Genomic DNA, 20,380 nt, shown 5'->3' with positions numbered 1-20,380 from the left:
CCCATAAAAAAGCCGCTCATAGTGAGCGGCTTTTGATAAATCTAGCAGGTGTGCTATTAACCTTGTACAGCGGCCTTAATTGTTTCAATCGCTGTATCAATATCAAGCATTAGCTTTTCACCTGTGCGGCGGTTTTTAAGCTCTACTTTATTTTCGTCAAGGTTACGCTCACCAATAACTAAAGTAAATGGGACACCCATTAACTCCATATCGTTAAACATCACACCAGGGCGCTCTTTTCTATCGTCAAATAATACATCTAAACCAGCGTCTTTTAACCCTTGGTATAGGTTATTTGCAATATCAGGAATACGATGCGATTTATGCATGTTCATAGGTACAATGGCTAAATCAAATGGAGCAATAGATTGTGGCCACTTAATACCGTAGTCATCATTATTTTGCTCAATGGCTGCGGCCACAATGCGCGACACACCAATACCATAACAACCCATCGTCATTACTTGGTTTTTGCCACCTTCGTTTAACACGCCGGCTTTCATTGCTTCTGAGTATTTTGTACCTAGTTGGAAAATATGACCAACTTCAATACCACGTTTAATTTGCAAGTTACCTTGGCCACATGGGCTAGGGTCGCCTTCAACAATATTACGGATATCAGCTACTTCATAGTTAGTTACATCGCGATCGAAGTTAATACCGCTAAAGTGCTCATCATCTTTATTAGCGCCAGCTACAAAATCAGCCATTATATTCGCAGTTCTATCAACAATAATTGGCATTGATAAGCCAACCGGGCCAAGTGAACCTGGTTTTGCGCCAATAGCTGCAACTATGTCTGCTTCAGTTGCCATTTCAAGTGGCGAGTCAACAAGTGGGTGCTTTTCTGCTTTTAACTCGTTCAAATCATGATCGCCACGAAGCACAAGCGCCACTAAACCACGTTGCTCATTTTCATCAGGTGTGCCATATACAATCAGGGTTTTTACACCGCGATGAGGCTTTACACCGTAATGCTTTTTAAGCTCACTAATTGTTTTAGCATCTGGTGTAGGAAACGCTTTAAGCTCTTTAGTTGGCTCAGGGCGTTGCTCAGTAGGTGCTAGCGCTTCTGCTTTTTCAATATTCGCGGCGTAATCACTGGCATCGCTAAATGCAATAGCATCTTCACCAGATTCAGCAAGTACATGAAATTCATGCGATAAACTACCACCAATTGAACCAGTATCGGCAAGTACAGGGCGGTAATCTAAATTTAAACGCTCAAAAATGTTGCAGTATGCTTTGTGCATTACTTGATAAGTTGCATCTAAACACTCTTCACTTAAATGGAATGAGTAAGCATCTTTCATAGTAAATTCGCGAGCGCGCATTACGCCAAAGCGTGGGCGGCGTTCATCGCGTACTTTAGTTTGTACTTGATATAGAGTAACTGGCAGTTGTTTATAGCTGCTAATTTCTTTACGTACAAAATCAGTAATAACTTCTTCATGGGTTGGACCAAGCGCAAACTCACGGTTGTGTCGGTCGTTAAAACGCATTAGCTCTGGGCCAAATTGCTCCCAACGGCCAGACTCTTGCCATAAATCAGCAGGCTGAATAATTGGCATCAACATTTCAATTGCGCCCGCTTTATCCATTTCTTCACGAACAATATTTTCTACTTTACGTAATACGCGTAAACCAGAGGGTAACCAAGTGTATAAACCCGAAGCGACGCGACGGATCATACCGGCTCTAAGCATTAGTTGATGCGAAACAATTTCAGCATCTGATGGCGTTTCTTTTAGTGTTGCGAGTATATATTGACTGGTACGCATGATTTTTCCGAAATAAAGTAATATGTTCTTTTTAATAGGGCGCTAAGTTTACCAGCGCTTGCTTTTACACTAAAGCGCTAACTGCACTTTTTAGCTATTTTCTATACTTGTTACTAGGTTATGCTCGCCATTTACCTGCCAGCGAATATTAAAATTATATAACGTCATGCCGTAGCTTTGCTCTCCTTCTTTTTGTTTTTTATAAGCGGGGCGAGGGTCTTGCTTTAAAACGTTAGTAATAAAGTCTTTAAGCTCTGGGTGGTCAGTTTGCTTAGCAATGAAGTCAGTTACTTCAGGGGCAAACTCAACACTCATTTGTGTTTCTGGGCGCGTATCGGCAAAGCCTGCACTGGCATCTTGCATTGCATCTGAATAAGGCAAATAAGGCTTTATGTCTATAATAGGTGTGCCATCGAGTAAGTCTATTCCAGCAAGCAGTAAGCTAAGCTGGCCATTTTTATACTCAACACCTTCTAATTTTACAGCACTCATTCCAATGGCATTAGGTCTAAATGTAGCACGAGTTGCAAACACACCTTTTCGCTCATTACCCCCTAAACGGGGTGGGCGTACCATGGCTGAATAGCCTTTATCTGCAGTTTCATGAAATCTAAAAAGTAGCCAAATATGGCTAAATTCTTCAATGCCGCGTACAAATTCTTCACGATTAAAGTCAGCAGTAAAAATGAGCTTAGCTTTAGCTTGAGGCACTAAGCGAGGTTGCCTAGGAATTGCAAATTTTTGTTTATAAGGGGATTGAATATGGCCAACTGCCGAAATGCTATAATCGCTCATAATGCTCTGTAATCAATAAAGTAGGGCGTTATTCTACCTTTATTTAACGTTTATAGCAGTACAGATGTGGCTTTATATATAGACTAAGCGGTTTAAATTTAAATTAGACTGATTGATTTAATCTATTTTGAGGGGTAAATAATATTGAGTAAATACAAAAGGTGAGCATAAATGCTCACCTTCAACGCATAGATTAAATGTTATTAAAACATGTATTGGATAGATACTGACGCTACGTCCATTTCTGGGTCAATATCGTCATCAAGTTCGTAACGTTCGTATTCTAAACGCATTTGTACGTTTGATGAGAAAGCATACTGAATACCTGCACCGTAAAATACATCGCCGCCATCTTGTGATGCTGAAATGCTACCTACAGGAAGCTCTTGCTCTACATCTGCATCCCATTCAAACCAACCCCCTTTAGCGTATACAGAAAAGCTTTCTGTAATTGGGGCTGCAAGAATTGCAGCTAACGATACACCATCAACTTCTGCTTTGCTGTCAATGTCACTTACTTCATCAAAATTTTGATAAGCAAGCTCTACGCTAAAGTGTTCGTTAAATTGAGTACCAACGTAACCTTTTAGCATTTGTGAATCATCGTCAAAATCAGTGTCGTTTTCACTGTCTTCAAATTGAAATGAGTATTGACCGTAACCAATACCTGTATAAATACGAGGAGAATCAAAATCCGTAATATCAGCGTGTGCTGCAGAGTTAAAACCCAGTGTTGCTAAAGCAATTGCAGAAAGAGAAAGTGTTTTAATCATTGTATAGCTCCTTTAAAAAAATAATAAATGTTTGATTTAACTTATCAAACGACAATTATCTAATTGCAGTGAGCGTGCCAAATATTAAAGTTGTTTATTAAATAGCCGTAAAAACCGCTTTTACAGGGTTTTTACGGCTATTTTGTATTTTTTGTAAGCAGTGTTGAACTTTTTAAGTTATTTGTTTTCTAAGAAAAGGTTGTACCTTTTACACAGTCCATGTGATTTTTACATGATAAAAATTTTAGCGTTTTGTGTTTTGTTTAAAATCCACTCAGTCACTCAACATTAAACCAGACTTATATTTTAAAGCGCTATACTTTATGAAGTAGGTTTTCTGTTTCAATGGCTATTTGTTTCATTTTAATTGCGTAGTTTTCTAATTTTTTATCTTCATCTGTTACAGCTTTAAATGCAGGCACTTCTACTGGGTAACCCGTTTCATCCATGGCTACAAAGCTAATAACACAATGATTTGTCTCTACCATGTTTTGTGTTTTAGGGTCACCACAACGTACCTGAATAAATATTTGCATACTTGTTGAACCCGTATGGGCAATTTTTGCTTCTACTTCTACAATTTGGCCTACAAGAATAGGGCGTCTAAATTTAACACCCGCTACCGATACAGTTACACAGTAATGGCCACTCCAACCAGCAGCACACGCATAGCCTGCTTGGTCAATCCACTTCATGACCACTCCACCATGAACCTTCCCACCAAAATTTACATCGGTAGGTTCAGCTAAAAATCGAAATACAACATTTGACGACGGCATATTAAATTACTCACTTTATGAAACTTATCTATGAGCATACCGCAAAAAAGGGGCCGAAGCCCCTGCAATTTAGGGTAGGTTTATAATTTATATGTAAAAGATGGTTTTTTTGCACGCCTTTGTGCATAAACTAGTTACATATTGGGGTAATTAGGACCGCCAGCGCCTTCAGGTGTAACCCAAGTTATATTTTGGCTGGGATCTTTAATATCGCAGGTTTTACAATGCACACAGTTTTGAGCATTAATAACAAATTGGTCTTCACCTTCAATCTGTTGAATTTCGTAAACGCCTGCTGGGCAATAACGTTGTGCGGGTTCATCAAATTTAACTAAGTTAACAGCAATTGGAATAGAAGCATCTTTTAATTTTAAATGACAAGGCTGCGATTCTTCATGGTTAGTATTAGATAAAAACACACTAGAGAGTTTATCAAAGCTAATTTGTCCATCTGGCTTAGGGTAGTCAATTTTAGTGCTTGAAGCGGCATCTTTTAGCGTGTCGTAATCAGGGGTGTTATCTTTAAACGTAAATGGCAAGGCACCATTAAACACATTTTGATCAAGCGTATTATAAGCACCGCCTATAAATTTACCTAAAGTGTGCATAGCAGGGCCAAAGTTTCGAGATTGATACAGCTCTTTATACGCCCAGCTTTGTTCAAACGCTGTTTTATACTCAACTAAATCCGTATTCGCTTGTTGGTTTTGTAGTGCATTAAAAATAACATCAGCGGCAATCATGCCTGACTTCATTGCAGTATGGTTACCTTTAATTTTTGCAAAGTTTAGTGTGCCTGCATCGCAGCCTACTAATAATCCCCCTGCAAAATGCATTTTAGGTAACGAATGCAAGCCACCTTTTGCAATAGCCCTTGCGCCATAGGCAATGCGTTCACCACCTTCGAGCACTTGTTTAAACACAGGGTGATGCTTCATACGCTGAAACTCATCGAACGGGCTTAAATGTGGGTTTGAATAATTTAAATCCACAATTAAACCTATCACTACTTGGTTATTGTCACTGTGATACATAAAAGAGCCACCATTGGTGTCGCCAGAAAGCGGCCAACCTGTACCGTGAGCAACTTTACCTTGCTGATGTTTACTAGGATCAATTTGCCAAATTTCTTTAAAGCCTAAGCCATAATGCTGTGGTGATGAGTCTTCATCAAGCGCAAATTCATTGATTAGCTGCTTACCTAAGTGACCTCGGCAACCTTCTGCAAAAATAGTGTACTTAGCACGAAGCTCCATGCCTGGCATGTAGCCGTCTTTTTCATTACCGTCTTTATCTACTCCCATATCGCCGGTAATAATGCCTTTAACGGTATCGTCTTCAATAATGAGTGAATGCGCGCTAAAGCCTGGAAATATTTCTACGCCTAAGTTTTCTGCCTGCTCTGCAAGCCATCTGCACACATTCCCCATTGATACAATATAGTTGCCATCGTTATGAAACGTTTTAGGTGTAGCAAAGTGGGGGATGGCGGTGGCTTTATCATTATTGTTAAACCAGTAAATTTCATCATGCGAGACTTTTGTAGTAACTGGTGCGCCGAGTTCTTGCCAATTAGGAAGTAACTCATCCAACGCTTTAGTTTCAAAAACCGCCCCAGAGAGAACATGCGCACCTACCTCAGAGCCTTTTTCGACTACGCAAATCATGCACTCTTGTTGTTTTTCTTGAGCATTTTGCGCGAGCTTAATTGCACTGGCAAGGCCCGCTGGGCCAGCACCTACAATTACTACATCAAATTCCATGGTTTCACGTTCGACCATATTAACCTCTTAATCAGTGACGGGCTTAGCTAAATTAGATAAGCAATGCAGCCTTTTTAATACTTGCACATTAAACATTACAGGCTGTGAATAGTTTAAGGTTATTTTAGGTTGACGTTTACGTCAACAGGAAGTAGTCTGATTTCATAAAATAAATAGGTTGACGTACACGTTAGCTTGTAGGTTTAAATAATAATGGAGTTCCTATGAAAGTTCTCGTTCCAATAAAAAGAGTGATCGACTACAACGTTAAAGCACGCGTAAAGCCAGACAACACCGACGTTGACTTAGCAAATGTAAAAATGGCGATGAACCCGTTTTGTGAAATTGCTATTGAAGAGGCCATTCGTTTAAAAGAAGCGGGTACCGCTACAGAGGTAATTGCCGTAACTATTGGCGCTAAGGCATCACAAGAGCAATTGCGCACCGCACTGGCGTTAGGTGCAGATAAAGCTATTCACATCGAAACCGATGAAAAATTAGAGTCACTTCATATTGCAAAATTATTAGCTAAGTTAGTTGAGCAAGAATCACCTGAGTTGGTTATTTTAGGTAAGCAATCAATTGACTCTGATAATAACCAAACAGGGCAAATGCTAGCTGCATTAACAAATCGCGGGCAAGGTACGTTTGCCTCAAAGGTCGATATTAATAACAACACTGTAAATGTGACCCGCGAAGTAGATGGCGGCCTGCAAACGGTAGCACTTAGCTTACCAGCTATTGTTACTACCGACTTACGTTTAAATGAGCCGCGTTACGCTTCGCTACCTAATATTATGAAAGCTAAGCGTAAACCCCTTGAGGTTATTGCAGCCGACTCGTTAGGTGTAGATTTAGCACCGCGCGTACAACTTGTAAGCGTAGAAGAGCCAGCTAAACGCAGTGGTGGCATTATTGTAGAAGATGTAGCACAGCTTGTAGAAAAACTTAAAACAGAGGCAAAGGTGATTTAAATGAAAACACTTGTAATTGCAGAGCACGATAACGGTGCCTTAAAACCAGAAACCTCAAAAACAATTAATGCCGCGGTTAAGTTAGGCCTTGATGTAGATGTTTTAGTTGCAGGTTTAAATGTAGACACCATGGCACAGCAGCTTGCTACTATTGAAGGTGTTAAGGCGGTATTGACTGCAGACAATGCGGTTTATGAGCACCAATTAGCCGAAAGCATGTCAGAGCTTGTGTTAAGTATTGCAGATAGCTATAGCCACATTGTTGCAAGTGCAACAACGACAGGCAAAAACTTTATGCCGCGCGTTGCAGCGCTTTTAGATGTTGCACAAATTTCTGAAATTATCGCCGTAGTCGATGCAGATACATTTAAGCGTCCTATTTATGCTGGTAACGCGATTGCTACAGTTAAATCGCTCGATACTAAAAAAGTAATTACCGTACGTGCAAGTAGCTTTGATTTACAAGGCGAGCAAGCCGCTGTCAGTATTAATACGCTAGGCACGGTATCAGATTCACAGTTAAGCCAATTTGTAAGCGTTGAGCAAACTGAGTCAGAGCGCCCAGAGCTTACTGCAGCAGAGGTGGTTATATCGGGTGGCCGTGGTATGCAAAACGGCGATAACTTTGCCTTGTTAAATGGCATTGCTGACAAACTAGGTGCTGCCATTGGTGCATCGCGCGCAGCGGTAGATGCGGGCTTTGTACCAAACGATATGCAGGTAGGTCAAACAGGTAAAATAGTTGCGCCTAACTTATATATTGCTGTGGGTATTAGTGGGGCTATTCAGCACTTAGCGGGTATGAAAGATTCAAAAGTAATTGTGGCTATTAATAAAGACCCTGATGCCCCTATATTTCAAGTGGCAGATTACGGACTAGTAGCTGACTTATTTGAAGTATTACCTGAGCTTGAACAAGCACTTTAACTTCATACTAATTCGCTTAATTAAGTGAGCTATTTTGAGGCTGGAAAAACGTGTTGATAGCTAGGTAAAAAAATCGCTATTTAGTTGTTCTCAGCAATTGCTCTGCCTTCTGTATCCATGCAGTCGTAAATGAGGTTTTTTAATGCAGTTAGCGACACGTTTAGCCCTGCAAAATGAGTATGCATTATTGCGGATTGGTATTTAACTTATTCTGGTTGTAAAGCCGCGGTGAACTTAGGTTCCTGCGGCTTTTTTTATAGGCTAGTTATTTTCAACCAATGAGTAGTGGTGTTCGGTTAAGGCTGTTTTAATTGTGTCTTTCTTTAAAAAGTTTAATAGCAATTCTACTTGTTCTACAGAGCGCTCAGACTGGCTATTAACCAGTAAAATAAGCGGCCTCACAAACGTATACTCGCCACTTTTAATTGTTGCATCGTTTACTGCAACACCATCTATCCCTAGTAAGTTCACCTTGTTAATTTTTTTAGAACCTAACATTTTTGATACCGCACCATACGAATCAAAGGCAATGGCATTAGGCATACGCTGCACTATACCAAGGGCTTGATTAAATTCGTCATACATATGTACTTCTGTTTTAGGAAAAAGCCCACGGTTGCCGGCGTATTTAAGTTTAATTGTGTTGTTGCTCGGGATTTTCATGTATCCAAGGTTTAAAAACTCCAGTAAAACATCAAAAGTGCCATGGTTATAGGCTTTGCTAAACAGCAGTATTTTATTATCTCGCTCTGATTGCGGGGTATAATTTGGGTTAATTTCTTGCCACGTTTTATATTTGCCCGCGTAAATATCAGTTAATTGCTGCACGCTAAGGGAGTCTATTTTATTTTTTTTATTTGTAAAAAAAACCAATGCATCTTGAGCAATTACTACTTGTCTAATTTGCGGATAAAGCGCTTGCTCTTCATGGGTTAAATAACGCGAGCTTGTACCAATATCTATAATATTTTGACCAATCGCTTTTATACCTTTATCGCTACCCATTGAGCGTACTTGCATTAATGTATTGGTTTGTTTCTCAAATTCTGGTTTTACAATTTCAAGTAACTGGGAAACCGATGACGAGCCACCCACTAAAATGGGTTTATGGTCTGAAAAATTAGAGGGAGGGGCAGTGGTAACATTAGAGGCTGAAACAAGAACAGAAACTGCCAAAATTAGGTTTTTAATCATAAATTAGCCAAATTAGTAAAAGTTTATAAAACTATAGTTCAAAATTTTTAAATCACTAATTTATAGGCACTATTGTCAGGCAACTTTATTACAGGCAGTAAAAAGCCAGCTAATAAGCTGGCTTTAAAATCAAGATATTTTGATTAGTACGTTGCGCTACCTTTAGTACGAGGGAACGCAATTACATCACGTACGTTACCCATACCTGTTACGTAGGCAACTAAGCGTTCAAAACCTAAGCCAAAGCCTGAGTGCGGCACGCTACCGTATTTACGTAAATCGCGGTACCAGCTGTAATCTTCTTTGTTTAAGCCCATTTCGTCTAAACGTGCATCAAGCACATCAAGGCGTTCTTCACGTTGTGAGCCACCAATGATCTCACCAATACCTGGCGCTACTACGTCCATTGCGGCAACTGTTTTACCGTCTTCGTTTTGGCGCATGTAAAATGCTTTAATATCGCGCGGGTAGTTTTTAATTACTACAGGTGCTTTAAAGTGTTCTTCTGCTAAGTAGCGTTCGTGCTCAGACTGTAAATCAACACCCCACTCAACAGCGTACTCAAACTTTTTACCACAGGTTTTAAGTATTTCTACAGCGTCTGTGTAATCAACTTGTGCAAAGTCTTTTTCTACAAACTCTTCTAAACGGCTAATGGCAGTTTTCTCTACACGTAGTGCAAAAAATTCCATGTCGTCACGGCGCTCTTCAAGTACCGCTTTGAATACGTACTTCAGCATGTTTTCTGCAAGTTTTGCAATGTCTTCTAAATCGGCAAATGCAACTTCAGGCTCTACCATCCAAAACTCAGCCAAGTGGCGTGACGTATTTGAATTTTCAGCACGGAAAGTTGGGCCAAAAGTATAAATTTTTGACATGGCAGATGCGTACGTTTCACCATTTAACTGACCAGATACGGTAAGAAATGCTTCTTTGCCAAAAAAGTCTTCGCTGTAATCAACATCGCCTTTATCTGTACGCGGTAAGTTTTGCATATCAAGCGTAGATACACGGAACATTTCACCAGCACCTTCACAGTCACTTGCTGTGATAATTGGCGTGCTGATCCAGTAAAAACCTTGCTCGTGATAAAAACGGTGAATAGCTTGTGCTAAACAGTTACGTACACGTGTTACCGCACCCATCATGTTTGTGCGTGGGCGAAGGTGAGCGTGCTCACGTAAGTACTCAATGCTGTGGCGCTTAGCCGACATTGGGTATGAATCTGGGTTTTCTACCCAACCCAGCACTGTTACAGAATTAGCCTGAATTTCAAACGACTGGCCTTTACCAGCAGATTGCACTAAAACACCAGTAACCGATACAGAACAACCGGCTGTTAAGCTAGTAACTTCATCATAATTATTTAGTGAATTAGGAACTACCGCTTGAATAGGATCAAAACACGAACCGTCATGAACGGCTAAAAATGAAATTCCTGCTTTTGAATCGCGGCGAGTACGGATCCAGCCTTTTACTGTAACTTGGCTGTCTACCGCAACATTGCCTTTTAATAGCTCTGAAATCGCTAAATGGCTCATCTTCACTCCAATGATATAAGTTGCCTAACTATATAATGTTAACTGCACAACGCGTCGATTAAATTTAGCGCGTCGAACTTGAACCGTGTATCTTACCTAGTTAAATAAAATAAAAAAACTATTGTGAGCAACTCTTTAAAAGTTTTTATGCAGGTGGGTTAAATTTAAGGCGTTTTTTGCTTTAAATTGCCACTATTGTTATTTGTTACTCTGAAATTTAACGATTTTGTGGCATTATTATCAGTATTAACGTTTACCATTACCCAAAAAATGGATGCTATGAAACAAGTTTTTATTTTAAGAGGGCTACCAGGAAGTGGTAAGTCTTACTATGCACAAAGCCTAGCTGATGAACTTGGCGGGGTAGATTCTAGCCAGTACTTAATTTGTTCCACCGACGATTATTTTTTAAATGATCAGGGCGAGTACCACTTTGATAAGTTTAAGTTACCGCAATACCACAATTTAAACTTAGCGCGTTTTATTAATGCGTTGGCTCAAAATATTCCACTTATTATTGTTGATAACACTAATATTAAAAAGTGGGAGTTTATTGCGTACTCTCAAGCGGCACATGCACTTGGGTATCAAGTAAAAGAAGTGATTGTAGGTGAAGTAAAAGACAAATCTATGCAGCACTTATATGCAAAGCGTAATACACATAATGTACCGCTAAAAACAATTAGTAAAATGGCCTACATGTTTGAGTGGTAATTTACGTTAACGTATTCATTTAAAAAGCCCAAATATATGGGCTTTTTTTGTTTTTAGCTTTTTGAATAAACCGCAAGTGGGTGAGAAGTACTTAAAGATACATGCACCTCATCGCCTGGGTTTACCACAACCTCATGGCTAACTCGGCTGGTTACAACAGTAGAGCAGGCAAGTTTTACAGCACATAATCGGCTGCCACCTTCAAAGCGAACCCATACAACTTCTCCGTTATTACCTACACTACTTTGTACAAGTAATACGTCGTCAGGGCGAAGCAGTACATCAACGTGGCCACTTTCGCAATCTACACCTTGAGCTGGTGCGTTACCTATAGCGGTTGTGGCTTGTCCGTTTTCAAAGTTACCGGCAATGAAACTAGCTTCGCCTAAAAAGCGCGCTACAAAGCGGTTGTTTGGTATGCTAAAACAACGCTCTGGTGTATCTATTTGTTGAATTTTACCCGCTTTTAAAATACCCACACGATCCCCAACTGAAAGCGCTTCTTCTTGGTCGTGTGTTACCCACACAGCAGGTACGCCTGCTTCTTTTAGCGCGTTTCGTATATCCCAGCGCAGCATGTCTTTTAGTGCGGCATCTAAGTTAGATAAAGGCTCATCGAGTAAAACAAAATCTGGTTGGTGGGCAAGGGTGCGCGCAAGGGCTACACGTTGTTTTTGGCCGCCAGAGAGTGTTGCCGGTTTTTTAGTTCTAAAATCTTCAAGGCCAAGTAATGTAATCCAGTGATCTGCAATACTTGTATCTTTTAATCTAAAGCAAATGTTTTGCTCAACCGTTAAATGCGGGAACAATGCAAAGTCTTGGAATACCATACCCACGCTGCGTTTTTCTGGTGGTACATTAAGTTTTGGCGTTGCACGCCATTTACCCACATTTATTTCACCTTCGCTAATTGGGATTAAGCCCGCAAGCGCTTGTAAAATTGTGCTTTTACCGCATCCCGTAGGGCCCACTAGCATGAGGATTTCGTTATCACCTAACGATACATTTAAATCGTTTACAACGCGGTTACTGCCGTAATCTATAGACAACTGGCTTACAGATAGCATTTGTTTTTAAATCCTCAATGTTCGAGTTGGTTACGTTTTTCGCCAGACATCATAATAGCTAAGCCACAGGCAGAAATCACTACTAACAATAAGCCTGGTATTGCAGCACGGCCAAAATAGCCTGCTTCGTACACACGCCATAAATAGGTAGACAGTGTTTCAAATCCGGTGGGGCCTAAAAGCAGTGTTGCTTCAAGCTCTCGCATAGATTCTAAAAACACCAATGCGGCTCCGGCAATAATACCACGCATTGTTAGTGGCAAGGTAATACGAGTAAAGGCCTCACGTGGGCTTGCACCCAGTACGCGTGCCGATTTTATTAAGCTTTGATCTAAATGTTCAGTACTAGTACGGATAGAGCCTACAGCTAAGGGTAAAAAACGCAGCATATATGCAATGATTAATAGCGCTAACGTTTGGTACAAAAACGGTAGTTGCAAGCCGCCATAAACAAGGGCGGTGCCCATTACTATGCCAGGAATGCCAAAACCAAAGTACGTAACGCGCTCCATTATTCGGCCGGTTTTACCACTTAGTGCAGCATGTGCAACAGGCACTGCAACAATAACAGCAACAATGGCCGCAATAGCAGAGGCATAGGCTGAATTCCAGGCAATGCTAAAGTCAAAGTCACTTAAACCGTCGCGGGCAAGCCATACAAAAAATATAGCCAGTGGTAGGCCTATGGCGAGTAATAAAATAGGCGCAAAGGTAGCGATCATTGCCGTTATTTGCCATTTATTAGGAAACAGCACTAAGGGGCGCCCGTGGCGCTCACTCGCAGTTTTAATTTGTGATTCAATAAGTAATAAAAAGCCAACAATAACCATCAATTGTAAAGAGAGCATTGCTGCTCGGCCTAACGCAAAGGCGTTGTATTCAACATAAATAACACGGGTAAAGGTATCTAAGCGCATCATAGCGGGAGTACCAAAATCCGAAAGGGTGTAAAGCGCAACTAACAAAGAGCCCGCTGCAATACCATTAACTACGCGAGGTAAAATAACTTTAAATACACTTTGTGTCATCGACATACCTAAGGTACGCGCTGCGTTAACCATACTGGCATCTAAGCTTAACAATGATGAGCGAGTGGTCATCATTACAAAAGGGAAGGTATATAGGGTCATTACAATGGCGGCGCCCGTTAGCCCATACATGGGAGGCGTTTCAAAACCAAGCAGGTTGTTTATTTCACCACCGGGGCCAAATGCAGCGTAAAGGGTAAACGCACCTATATAACTAGGTATTGCCAGAGGGGCTGCAAATATTACCAGCCATATTTTCTTTAGCGGCAAGTGTACATAGGCACTAATAAACGCAAGTGGAACGCCAATTAAAATAGAGCCTAATACGGTAAGTCCCATTAGCGCTAACGTATTGCCTAAAATTGCTAAGTTATGGCTATCAAAAAGGGTACTTGTGTCACTGGCTAGGGTAATTAAAATATAAACAGGGGTAAGCGTAATGAGCGCTGCAAGCAGCGCCATTGGGTAAGAAGCAGGTATTCGCATTTACAAAACGCCGTTGTTGCGCATCAAGTTGATGGTTGGGCGTAAATCCGCAAGTTGCGTTAAATCAACTTTTGGTGGAGAAATATCACTTAAAGAAGGCAAGCCTTCAGGCTGAGTAATACCATTAACAAGCGGTATTTCGTACGCTTCGCGTGCTAAATAACCTTGCACTTCTTCGCTTAGTAAATAACGCATAAAGTTAGTCGCAAGCGGATCATCATTAAGCGTAAGTATGCCAGAGGCATTAACTAAACAGCCTGCGTCTTGTTCGGTAAAGGCTAAATCAAGTTTAGCATCTGGTTTACCTGATTTAAGACGTAATGTGTAATAGTGATTAGCAAAGCCAATATCTACTTCACCGCGCTCTACAGCCATTACTACACCCAGTTCACCGGCGTAAGTTTTGGCGCGCTTTTTAACTTTTTTAAGCCATTTAGCGGTTTTATCATCGCCTTCTAAAATTCGCATAGCTGTCACAAACGATTGGAAAGACGCATAAGCAGGTGCCCAACCAATCGATAAATCGCTATCGGCAATTTCCATAATACTTGTTGGAATTTGATCTTTAGTTAAACGCGAAGTGTTATAAGGTAATGTACGAATACGCCCAGTTACAGGGGCCCATTGATCATATCTAAATTGCGGCTGTAATTGCGCAGTTAAATCGCTAGGAAGAGGTTTTGCAAGGCCTGCATCGGTTACTAAACCAATTGCACCTGAGTCTACCGCCCAAAATAAATCGGCGCGACGAACGCCAGCTTTGGCTTCAGCAACAATTGTATTTGCAAGAGCGGCTGTAGGACCTCGGCGAATAGCTAAATTAAAATCAGGATTTTTTTTCTGAATCGCTTGTAATACATTTTCATACAAACCACCTTCACCACGGCCAAGGTATAAGGTTAAATCACCTTTAAGCTTTGGTAAATTATCTACAGACACTGGGTTTGCTATATCGGCAGCTAGCGCGCGAGATAGAGGAAGTGGCAAAGCGCCAACAACCCCTAACGCAGCTAGGCCTTGTATAAAGGTCCTACGCTTCACTTAAAAAACATCCTTACGCGACTTCTCCGCTTTTTCTATTAGCGTTTTAGCGCGGTCTAATTTAGTGTGCATATCACTTACCACGTCACGAACTTCATCAACGCTTTTAGCGCTTTTAATTGTTTGTGGAAGTGTTACGTTAAAATCTTTTTCCAGTACTTCTACTAATTTTGCGTCTTGTTCAATAAGCGTACCTTCCACGCCTTCAAAAAGGTGTAGGTAAGTGTCATGAACAATTTCAGTGGCTTCGTCTTGTAAACGCTCTGCAAATTTAGCAACAACACGGTCAAGCTTATGCTTAATTTCGTCAATAGTGGCACTTTGAGTCATGCCCTCTGTTGCAGTGGCTTTAACAGTGTCTAGCAAGCCTTTTTGCTGGAATTTTGCGGCAAGCTTAACAGCACCAAGACCTTGCCACAAGGCTATGTTCATGGCTTTTTGCTGTTTGCGCACTTCTTCGGCAGGTTTGTTGTTATCAATGGCCATTTTTACGCCATAAATCCCTTGCCATATAGATGCGTACACCGGTACATAGTTAGTTTCAATCGCGCTATGAAACTTAACCGACTCCCAATATTCAATTAAATCATCACTTTTAACTGCTTTAGCGCCGCTTTTGCTGTAGTCACTTACCATAGTGTCTACTTTACCAACCATCCATTCTACTTCTTCTGAATAGTCTTTAATGTTTGCTTGTAAATGGTTAACGTGTTCGCCAATTGGGCCGTTTGCCAGCACAGGCTGAGTAGCAAAAGCAGAAGCTAGCAATAAGCTTGCGCCTAGTGTTTTAACAGATTTTGAAAGGTGTTTCATATCAGTGGGTCCGAAAGGGTAATTGTAAATGATAGACATTATCATATCCGTAATGCGTACCAAAATCAATATATCAAAATTGCCTAAATAAAGCATAAAACTTGTTATAAATTAGGTAATAACAAGTAAATAGTAAGTATGCATATTTTGTATAATTAGGTATTTTAGCGGTAATGCTTATCTTTAATTGCATTATAAATCGCATCGCACAGTGTTTTAATGCTGTTTGCGTCACTTATATACGGAGGCATGAGGTAAATAAGTTTACCAAACGGGCGAATCCACACACCTTGCTCAACAAAGTAAGCTTGAATTTTAGCTACATCAACGCTGCCTGCAGCATCGTTTAGCTCTACTACACCAATTGCGCCTAATGTGCGTACATCGGCTACATCATCAAGTTCACGGCACTTATTAAGTTGTTGTAATTGGCTGTTTATATCGCTAATACGTTGTTGCCAGTTTTGATTTAGTAGTAAATCTATACTTGCGCACGCCACCGCGCAGGCGAGTGGGTTACCCATAAATGTAGGTCCGTGCATCAAAACACCGGCTTCGCCTTCACTAATACCCGTGGCTATTTTTTCGCTGGTAAGTGTTGCTGATAGCGTCATTGTGCCACCAGTAAGTGCTTTACCTATACATAAAATGTCGGGTTCAATGTCAGCATGCTCAACCGCAAATAATTTACCCGTGCGGCCAAAACCAGTGGCTATTTCGTCGCAAATCAGCAGTACATTATATTCGCTGCAAAGTTTGCGTACGCAGGCTAAGTAATCGGGGTGGTAAAAGTTCATGCCACCCGCGTTTTGTACTATGGGTTCAATAATAAAAGCAGCTACCTGGTTGTGATGCGCTTTAAAGTATTGCTCAAGTGTTTGGGCTTCTGCTTGGTTAAATTCGCTACCAAATTGACTCACTGGCGCAGGCACAAATATATGCTCTGGTAAAAAGCCATTGTATAAACTGTGCATGGAGTTAACGGGGTCGCATACGCTCATAGCAGCAAATGTGTCGCCATGGTAACCCTTGTACGGGGTCATTAATTTTTGTTTAGTGCTAATGCCTTGGCTTAGCCAATATTGTAGGGCCATTTTTATGGCCACTTCTACACTTACCGAGCCGCTATCGGCTAAAAATACTTTAGTTAAACTTTCAGGGGTAATAGCAACAAGCTTTTTACACAGCTCAACCGCGCTATTATGCGTTATGCCACCAAACATGATGTGGCTCATGCTGTTTATTTGCTCAACCATAGCGGCGTTTAAAATAGGGTGGTTATAGCCATGTATAGCGCTCCACCATGAGGCCATGCCATCGATTAGCTGCTCGCCGGTTTCTAAGTGAATTAAATTATGATTTGCATGGGTAACAGGGTAAACCGGAATTGGCTGAGTCATAGATGTATATGGGTGCCAAATGTGCTCACGATCAAAATCAAGGTCAATCGTTTGTTTTTTATTCATATGTAAACTTTAACTTGGTGGGCTTCGTTGACAATGGTACTTCAAGACGTAGACTAAGCCAACATCACCACTGAGAAAAATAAGAGACTACTATGGAATTTGCACCTGTTCGCCACGATTGGACCCACACACAAGTTAAAGCATTATTTGAAATGCCGTTTAACGATTTACTCTTTAAAGCGGCGTCGGTTCACCGTGCTAATTTTAATCCTAACGAAGTACAAATATCTACTTTGTTATCAATTAAAACAGGCGCTTGCCCAGAAGACTGTAAATATTGCCCGCAATCGGGGCACTATAAAACCGACCTAGAACGTGAACGCCTAATAGAAGTAGAAAAAGTTGTAGAGCAAGCACGCCTTGCTAAACAAAAAGGCGCAACACGTTTTTGTATGGGTGCAGCTTGGTCAGATCCAAAAGACAGAGACATGCCATACATTTCGCAAATGGTTAAAGAAGTAAAAGAGCTTGGCCTAGAAACCTGTATGACCTTAGGTAAACTTAGCAACGAAAAAGCCCATGAACTAAGCAGTGCAGGGCTTGATTACTACAATCATAACCTCGATACCTCACCTGAGTATTACGAGCAAATAATATCAACTCGCACATTTCAAGACAGATTAAACACGATTGATCACGTACGTGATGCGGGCATGAAAGTGTGCTCAGGCGGTATAGTCGGTATGGGCGAACAAGCAAGCGACCGTTTTGGTTTATTAATGCAATTAGCTAATTTGCCACAACAACCAGAAAGCGTACCCATTAATATGCTGGTTAAAGTAAAAGGCACACCGCTTGAAAACGTTGACGATTTAGATCACTTTGAATTTATACGTACTATAGCCACAGCCCGTATTATGATGCCACAAAGCTATGTGCGTTTATCGGCAGGACGCAACGCCATGAACGAGCAAATGCAGTCTATGTGCTTTTTTGCAGGCGCTAACTCCATTTTTTATGGTGATAAGCTTCTAACAACCGAAAACCCAGAAGCAGATGCCGACATGAACCTCATTAAAAAATTAGGCATGAACCCAGAAACTAGCGAAGATTATTCAGACGAAGCTGTAGCTGCGTCGCTTTCATCGCAAGTGGCTGATAAAGCAACGTCAGAACTATTTTACGAAGCTTAAGTTTAAACGCATGCCATTTGAATTTATAAATACGCATCTGCAAGCGCGCCAGCAAGATGCGTTATTACGTAATCGCCATAGTGTGCAAAGCGCCACAGCCCGCACCATTACAGTAAATAACGTTACCTACCTTAACTTTGCGAGTAATGATTACTTAGGCTTTGGCGATTGCACATTAAACCTTGAGCAAAGCCAAATACTGGGTAGCCACAGCTCGCCGTTAGTTACCGGGTATCAAGCGCAGCAACAACAGCTTGAGCACTACCTATGTGAGCAATTTGGCTATGGCGCAGGTATGTTGTTTAACTCAGGCTTTAGTGCAAACAGCAGCGTAATTAAAGCGCTGTTTCAAGATAAAACCACCGCGCAGAATAGTGCTATTTTTCAAGATAAGTTAAATCATGCCAGCTTAATTGACGGTGCAATGCATTCTAACGCCGCATTAGTGCGCTTTAATCATAACGATTTAAACCATTTACGCTCTCGGCTCGAAAAATCAAAAGCCCACAATAAGCTTATTATAAGCGAAGGCGTATTTTCGATGGATGGCGATACTGCACCATTAAAAGCGTTACTCGCCTTGGCAAAGCAACATAATGCCTGGCTTATGATAGACGACGCCCACGGCTTTGGCGCTTTAGGTAAAACGGGCTTAGGTAGTTGCGAAGCATTGTTAAATGAGGGGTTAGCACTTCCAGAAATACTGGTTATTACCTTTGGCAAAGCCGTAGCAAGTAGCGGGGCGTGTGTATTAGCAAGTAAAGAGTTCATAAATTACATGCTGCAATATAACCGTGATTACACTTATTCAACTGCTATGTCGCCGCTTATGGCGCACCTTACGCTTATCCGTTTAAAAGCAATTAAAACGGCAAACAGCAAACGCGAGCAACTTAATAGCAATATTGCCTTTTTTAAACAGCTTGCTAAAACGCATAACATTGCGGTTATGGAGTCAAACACAGCAATTCAACCCATTGTACTTGGCTGCGCTGAGCAAACACTAAAAGCTGCTGAGCAACTAAAAAAGCACGGAATTTGGCTTACGGCTATTCGCCCACCCACGGTTGCACATAATACCGCGCGATTACGAATTACGTTAACAGCTGCACATACGCAATCTGATATAACAACACTCATTGAGCATTTAAAAGGTGCAATAGCATGATTGCACACGCATTAAGTAATATACAAAAGCAAGCTGAGCGTAAAACTGAGGTAGTTGAGTTAGTTGAGCTAAAAGTGCCTGAAAACATAAAACCATTTGCAAATACGCCGAGCGGTATAACTAAACATCCTGCAAATAAGTCACTAAAAAAAGCAGCGCAAACTAAGTTTTCACAAGCGGCAGAGCAATACAACAGCCATGCTAATGTACAAAAACTTGCAGCAAACGACTTATTTAAATTAATAAATGCAAACCCACAAAATAAAAATAAACTGTGTGTAGATTTAGGAGCAGGCCCGCTTGTAAATATCCACACGTTGCAAAATCAGTTTGGGCAGGTCTTTGCCATAGATTTAAGCTTAAACATGTTAAAAAGCAGCACGTTAAATACACCTCGTATTTGCGCCGATATGGATAACCTACCGCTACAGGCAAACAGTGTAGATGCTATATTTAGTAACTTTGCTGTGCAGTGGTCTGCTAATTTTGAATTGTTAATGCAATCACTTTATCGTGTTTTAAAACCAGGCGGGCAGGCGTATATAAGCACGGTGGTTGAGGGGTCGCTTAATGAAATTAAAACCGCCTTTACAGCCCTTGATAACAGCAGCCACATAAACACCTTTAATTCACATGGCTATATAAACCAATCAGTCCAAAAGGCAGGGTTTGAAATTAATAGCTCGCAAAAACAGGTTTATACTGATTGCTACTCAACGCCCTTAAAAGCTATTAAATCAATTAAAGCCATTGGTGCGACTACGCAAAACCATACTAATACACGCCAAGGGTTATTAACTAAATCGGCACTGCAAAAAGTGTGTAATGCGTATCCGCTTACAAACAATAAAGCGTGTGTGTCATACCATGTGGTATTATTATCATTAAAAAAACCGATTACAAAAACGTAAGTAGCACACGTTAAAAATAAATACCA

Annotated in this window: 18 protein-coding genes; 6 read left to right on the top strand and 12 right to left on the bottom strand. The window is 40.9% G+C overall.

From position 1 onward, the window contains the following. Positions 1 to 56: 56 nt before the first annotated feature. The 5 genes from PESP_RS08940 to PESP_RS08920 form a co-directional block, all read right to left on the bottom strand. On the bottom strand, positions 57 to 1,781 hold the full coding sequence (locus PESP_RS08940) for a proline--tRNA ligase (protein WP_089347724.1): 1,725 nt from the start codon (positions 1,779 to 1,781) through the stop codon (positions 57 to 59). A gap of 90 nt (positions 1,782 to 1,871) precedes the next feature. Continuing rightward, entirely contained in the window at positions 1,872 to 2,576 is a 705-nt protein-coding gene (tsaA, locus tag PESP_RS08935) for a tRNA (N6-threonylcarbamoyladenosine(37)-N6)-methyltransferase TrmO (protein WP_089347723.1), read from the bottom strand. A gap of 203 nt (positions 2,577 to 2,779) precedes the next feature. Next, entirely contained in the window at positions 2,780 to 3,349 is a 570-nt protein-coding gene (locus PESP_RS08930) for an outer membrane beta-barrel protein (protein WP_089347722.1), read from the bottom strand. A 314-nt stretch (positions 3,350 to 3,663) separates the two neighbouring features. Beyond that, positions 3,664 to 4,128 (bottom strand): acyl-CoA thioesterase, encoded by a 465-nt coding sequence (locus PESP_RS08925; protein WP_055014849.1) that lies wholly within the window; start codon positions 4,126 to 4,128, stop codon positions 3,664 to 3,666. 134 nt (positions 4,129 to 4,262) lie between these two features. After that, entirely contained in the window at positions 4,263 to 5,909 is a 1,647-nt protein-coding gene (locus tag PESP_RS08920; RefSeq protein ID WP_089347721.1) for an electron transfer flavoprotein-ubiquinone oxidoreductase, read from the bottom strand. A 206-nt stretch (positions 5,910 to 6,115) separates the two neighbouring features. Here PESP_RS08920 and PESP_RS08915 point away from each other — a divergent pair, with 206 nt between their 5' ends. Next, positions 6,116 to 6,865 (top strand): electron transfer flavoprotein subunit beta/FixA family protein, encoded by a 750-nt coding sequence (locus PESP_RS08915; RefSeq protein ID WP_089347720.1) that lies wholly within the window; start codon positions 6,116 to 6,118, stop codon positions 6,863 to 6,865. Beyond that, positions 6,866 to 7,792 (top strand): electron transfer flavoprotein subunit alpha/FixB family protein, encoded by a 927-nt coding sequence (locus PESP_RS08910; RefSeq protein WP_089347719.1) that lies wholly within the window; start codon positions 6,866 to 6,868, stop codon positions 7,790 to 7,792. It abuts the gene before it with no gap. 261 nt (positions 7,793 to 8,053) lie between these two features. Here the strand turns inward: PESP_RS08910 and PESP_RS08905 are convergent, their stop codons facing one another. After that, positions 8,054 to 8,986, bottom strand: coding sequence for a PstS family phosphate ABC transporter substrate-binding protein (locus tag PESP_RS08905; RefSeq protein WP_089347718.1), 933 nt, complete (start codon positions 8,984 to 8,986; stop codon positions 8,054 to 8,056). A 143-nt stretch (positions 8,987 to 9,129) separates the two neighbouring features. Beyond that, the gene (gene asnS, locus PESP_RS08900; protein ID WP_089347717.1) at positions 9,130 to 10,527 is read right to left on the bottom strand and encodes an asparagine--tRNA ligase; all 1,398 of its coding nucleotides are present in this window, start codon (positions 10,525 to 10,527) and stop codon (positions 9,130 to 9,132) included. Positions 10,528 to 10,806: 279 nt separating this feature from the next. On the opposite strand from asnS, the gene PESP_RS08895 reads away from it, so the two are divergent. Then, positions 10,807 to 11,241 (top strand): ATP-binding protein, encoded by a 435-nt coding sequence (locus PESP_RS08895; protein WP_089349131.1) that lies wholly within the window; start codon positions 10,807 to 10,809, stop codon positions 11,239 to 11,241. Positions 11,242 to 11,294: 53 nt separating this feature from the next. Here the strand turns inward: PESP_RS08895 and PESP_RS08890 are convergent, their stop codons facing one another. The 5 genes from PESP_RS08890 to bioA form a co-directional block, all read right to left on the bottom strand. Then, complete coding sequence (locus PESP_RS08890; protein WP_089347716.1) at positions 11,295 to 12,308, bottom strand: ABC transporter ATP-binding protein; 1,014 nt, start codon at positions 12,306 to 12,308, stop codon at positions 11,295 to 11,297. A gap of 14 nt (positions 12,309 to 12,322) precedes the next feature. Then, entirely contained in the window at positions 12,323 to 13,822 is a 1,500-nt protein-coding gene (locus PESP_RS08885) for an ABC transporter permease (protein WP_089347715.1), read from the bottom strand. Beyond that, positions 13,823 to 14,863 carry an extracellular solute-binding protein gene (locus tag PESP_RS08880; protein ID WP_089347714.1) on the bottom strand — a complete coding sequence of 347 codons (1,041 nt, stop codon included), beginning with the start codon at positions 14,861 to 14,863 and terminating at the stop codon, positions 13,823 to 13,825. Continuing rightward, positions 14,864 to 15,676, bottom strand: coding sequence for a hypothetical protein (locus PESP_RS08875; RefSeq protein ID WP_089347713.1), 813 nt, complete (start codon positions 15,674 to 15,676; stop codon positions 14,864 to 14,866). 164 nt (positions 15,677 to 15,840) lie between these two features. Beyond that, a complete protein-coding gene (gene bioA, locus PESP_RS08870) occupies positions 15,841 to 17,142 on the bottom strand; it encodes an adenosylmethionine--8-amino-7-oxononanoate transaminase (RefSeq protein WP_089347712.1) in 1,302 nt (433 codons plus the stop codon). A gap of 92 nt (positions 17,143 to 17,234) precedes the next feature. On the opposite strand from bioA, the gene bioB reads away from it, so the two are divergent. The 3 genes from bioB to PESP_RS08855 are packed head-to-tail and all read left to right on the top strand — an operon-like array spanning position 17,235 to position 20,354. Beyond that, the gene (bioB, locus tag PESP_RS08865) at positions 17,235 to 18,275 is read left to right on the top strand and encodes a biotin synthase BioB (protein ID WP_089347711.1); all 1,041 of its coding nucleotides are present in this window, start codon (positions 17,235 to 17,237) and stop codon (positions 18,273 to 18,275) included. A gap of 10 nt (positions 18,276 to 18,285) precedes the next feature. Continuing rightward, complete coding sequence (locus PESP_RS08860) at positions 18,286 to 19,443, top strand: 8-amino-7-oxononanoate synthase (RefSeq protein ID WP_089347710.1); 1,158 nt, start codon at positions 18,286 to 18,288, stop codon at positions 19,441 to 19,443. After that, on the top strand, positions 19,440 to 20,354 hold the full coding sequence (locus tag PESP_RS08855) for a methyltransferase domain-containing protein (protein ID WP_089347709.1): 915 nt from the start codon (positions 19,440 to 19,442) through the stop codon (positions 20,352 to 20,354). The genes PESP_RS08860 and PESP_RS08855 overlap by 4 nt, the downstream gene beginning before the upstream one ends. Positions 20,355 to 20,380 lie beyond the last annotated feature (26 nt).

It is taken from the genome of Pseudoalteromonas espejiana DSM 9414 (assembly GCF_002221525.1).
Lineage (GTDB): Bacteria > Pseudomonadota > Gammaproteobacteria > Enterobacterales > Alteromonadaceae > Pseudoalteromonas > Pseudoalteromonas espejiana.
The sequence above is the reverse complement of the archived record's forward strand: the minus strand, read 5'-3'. Positions and strand labels throughout refer to the sequence as shown.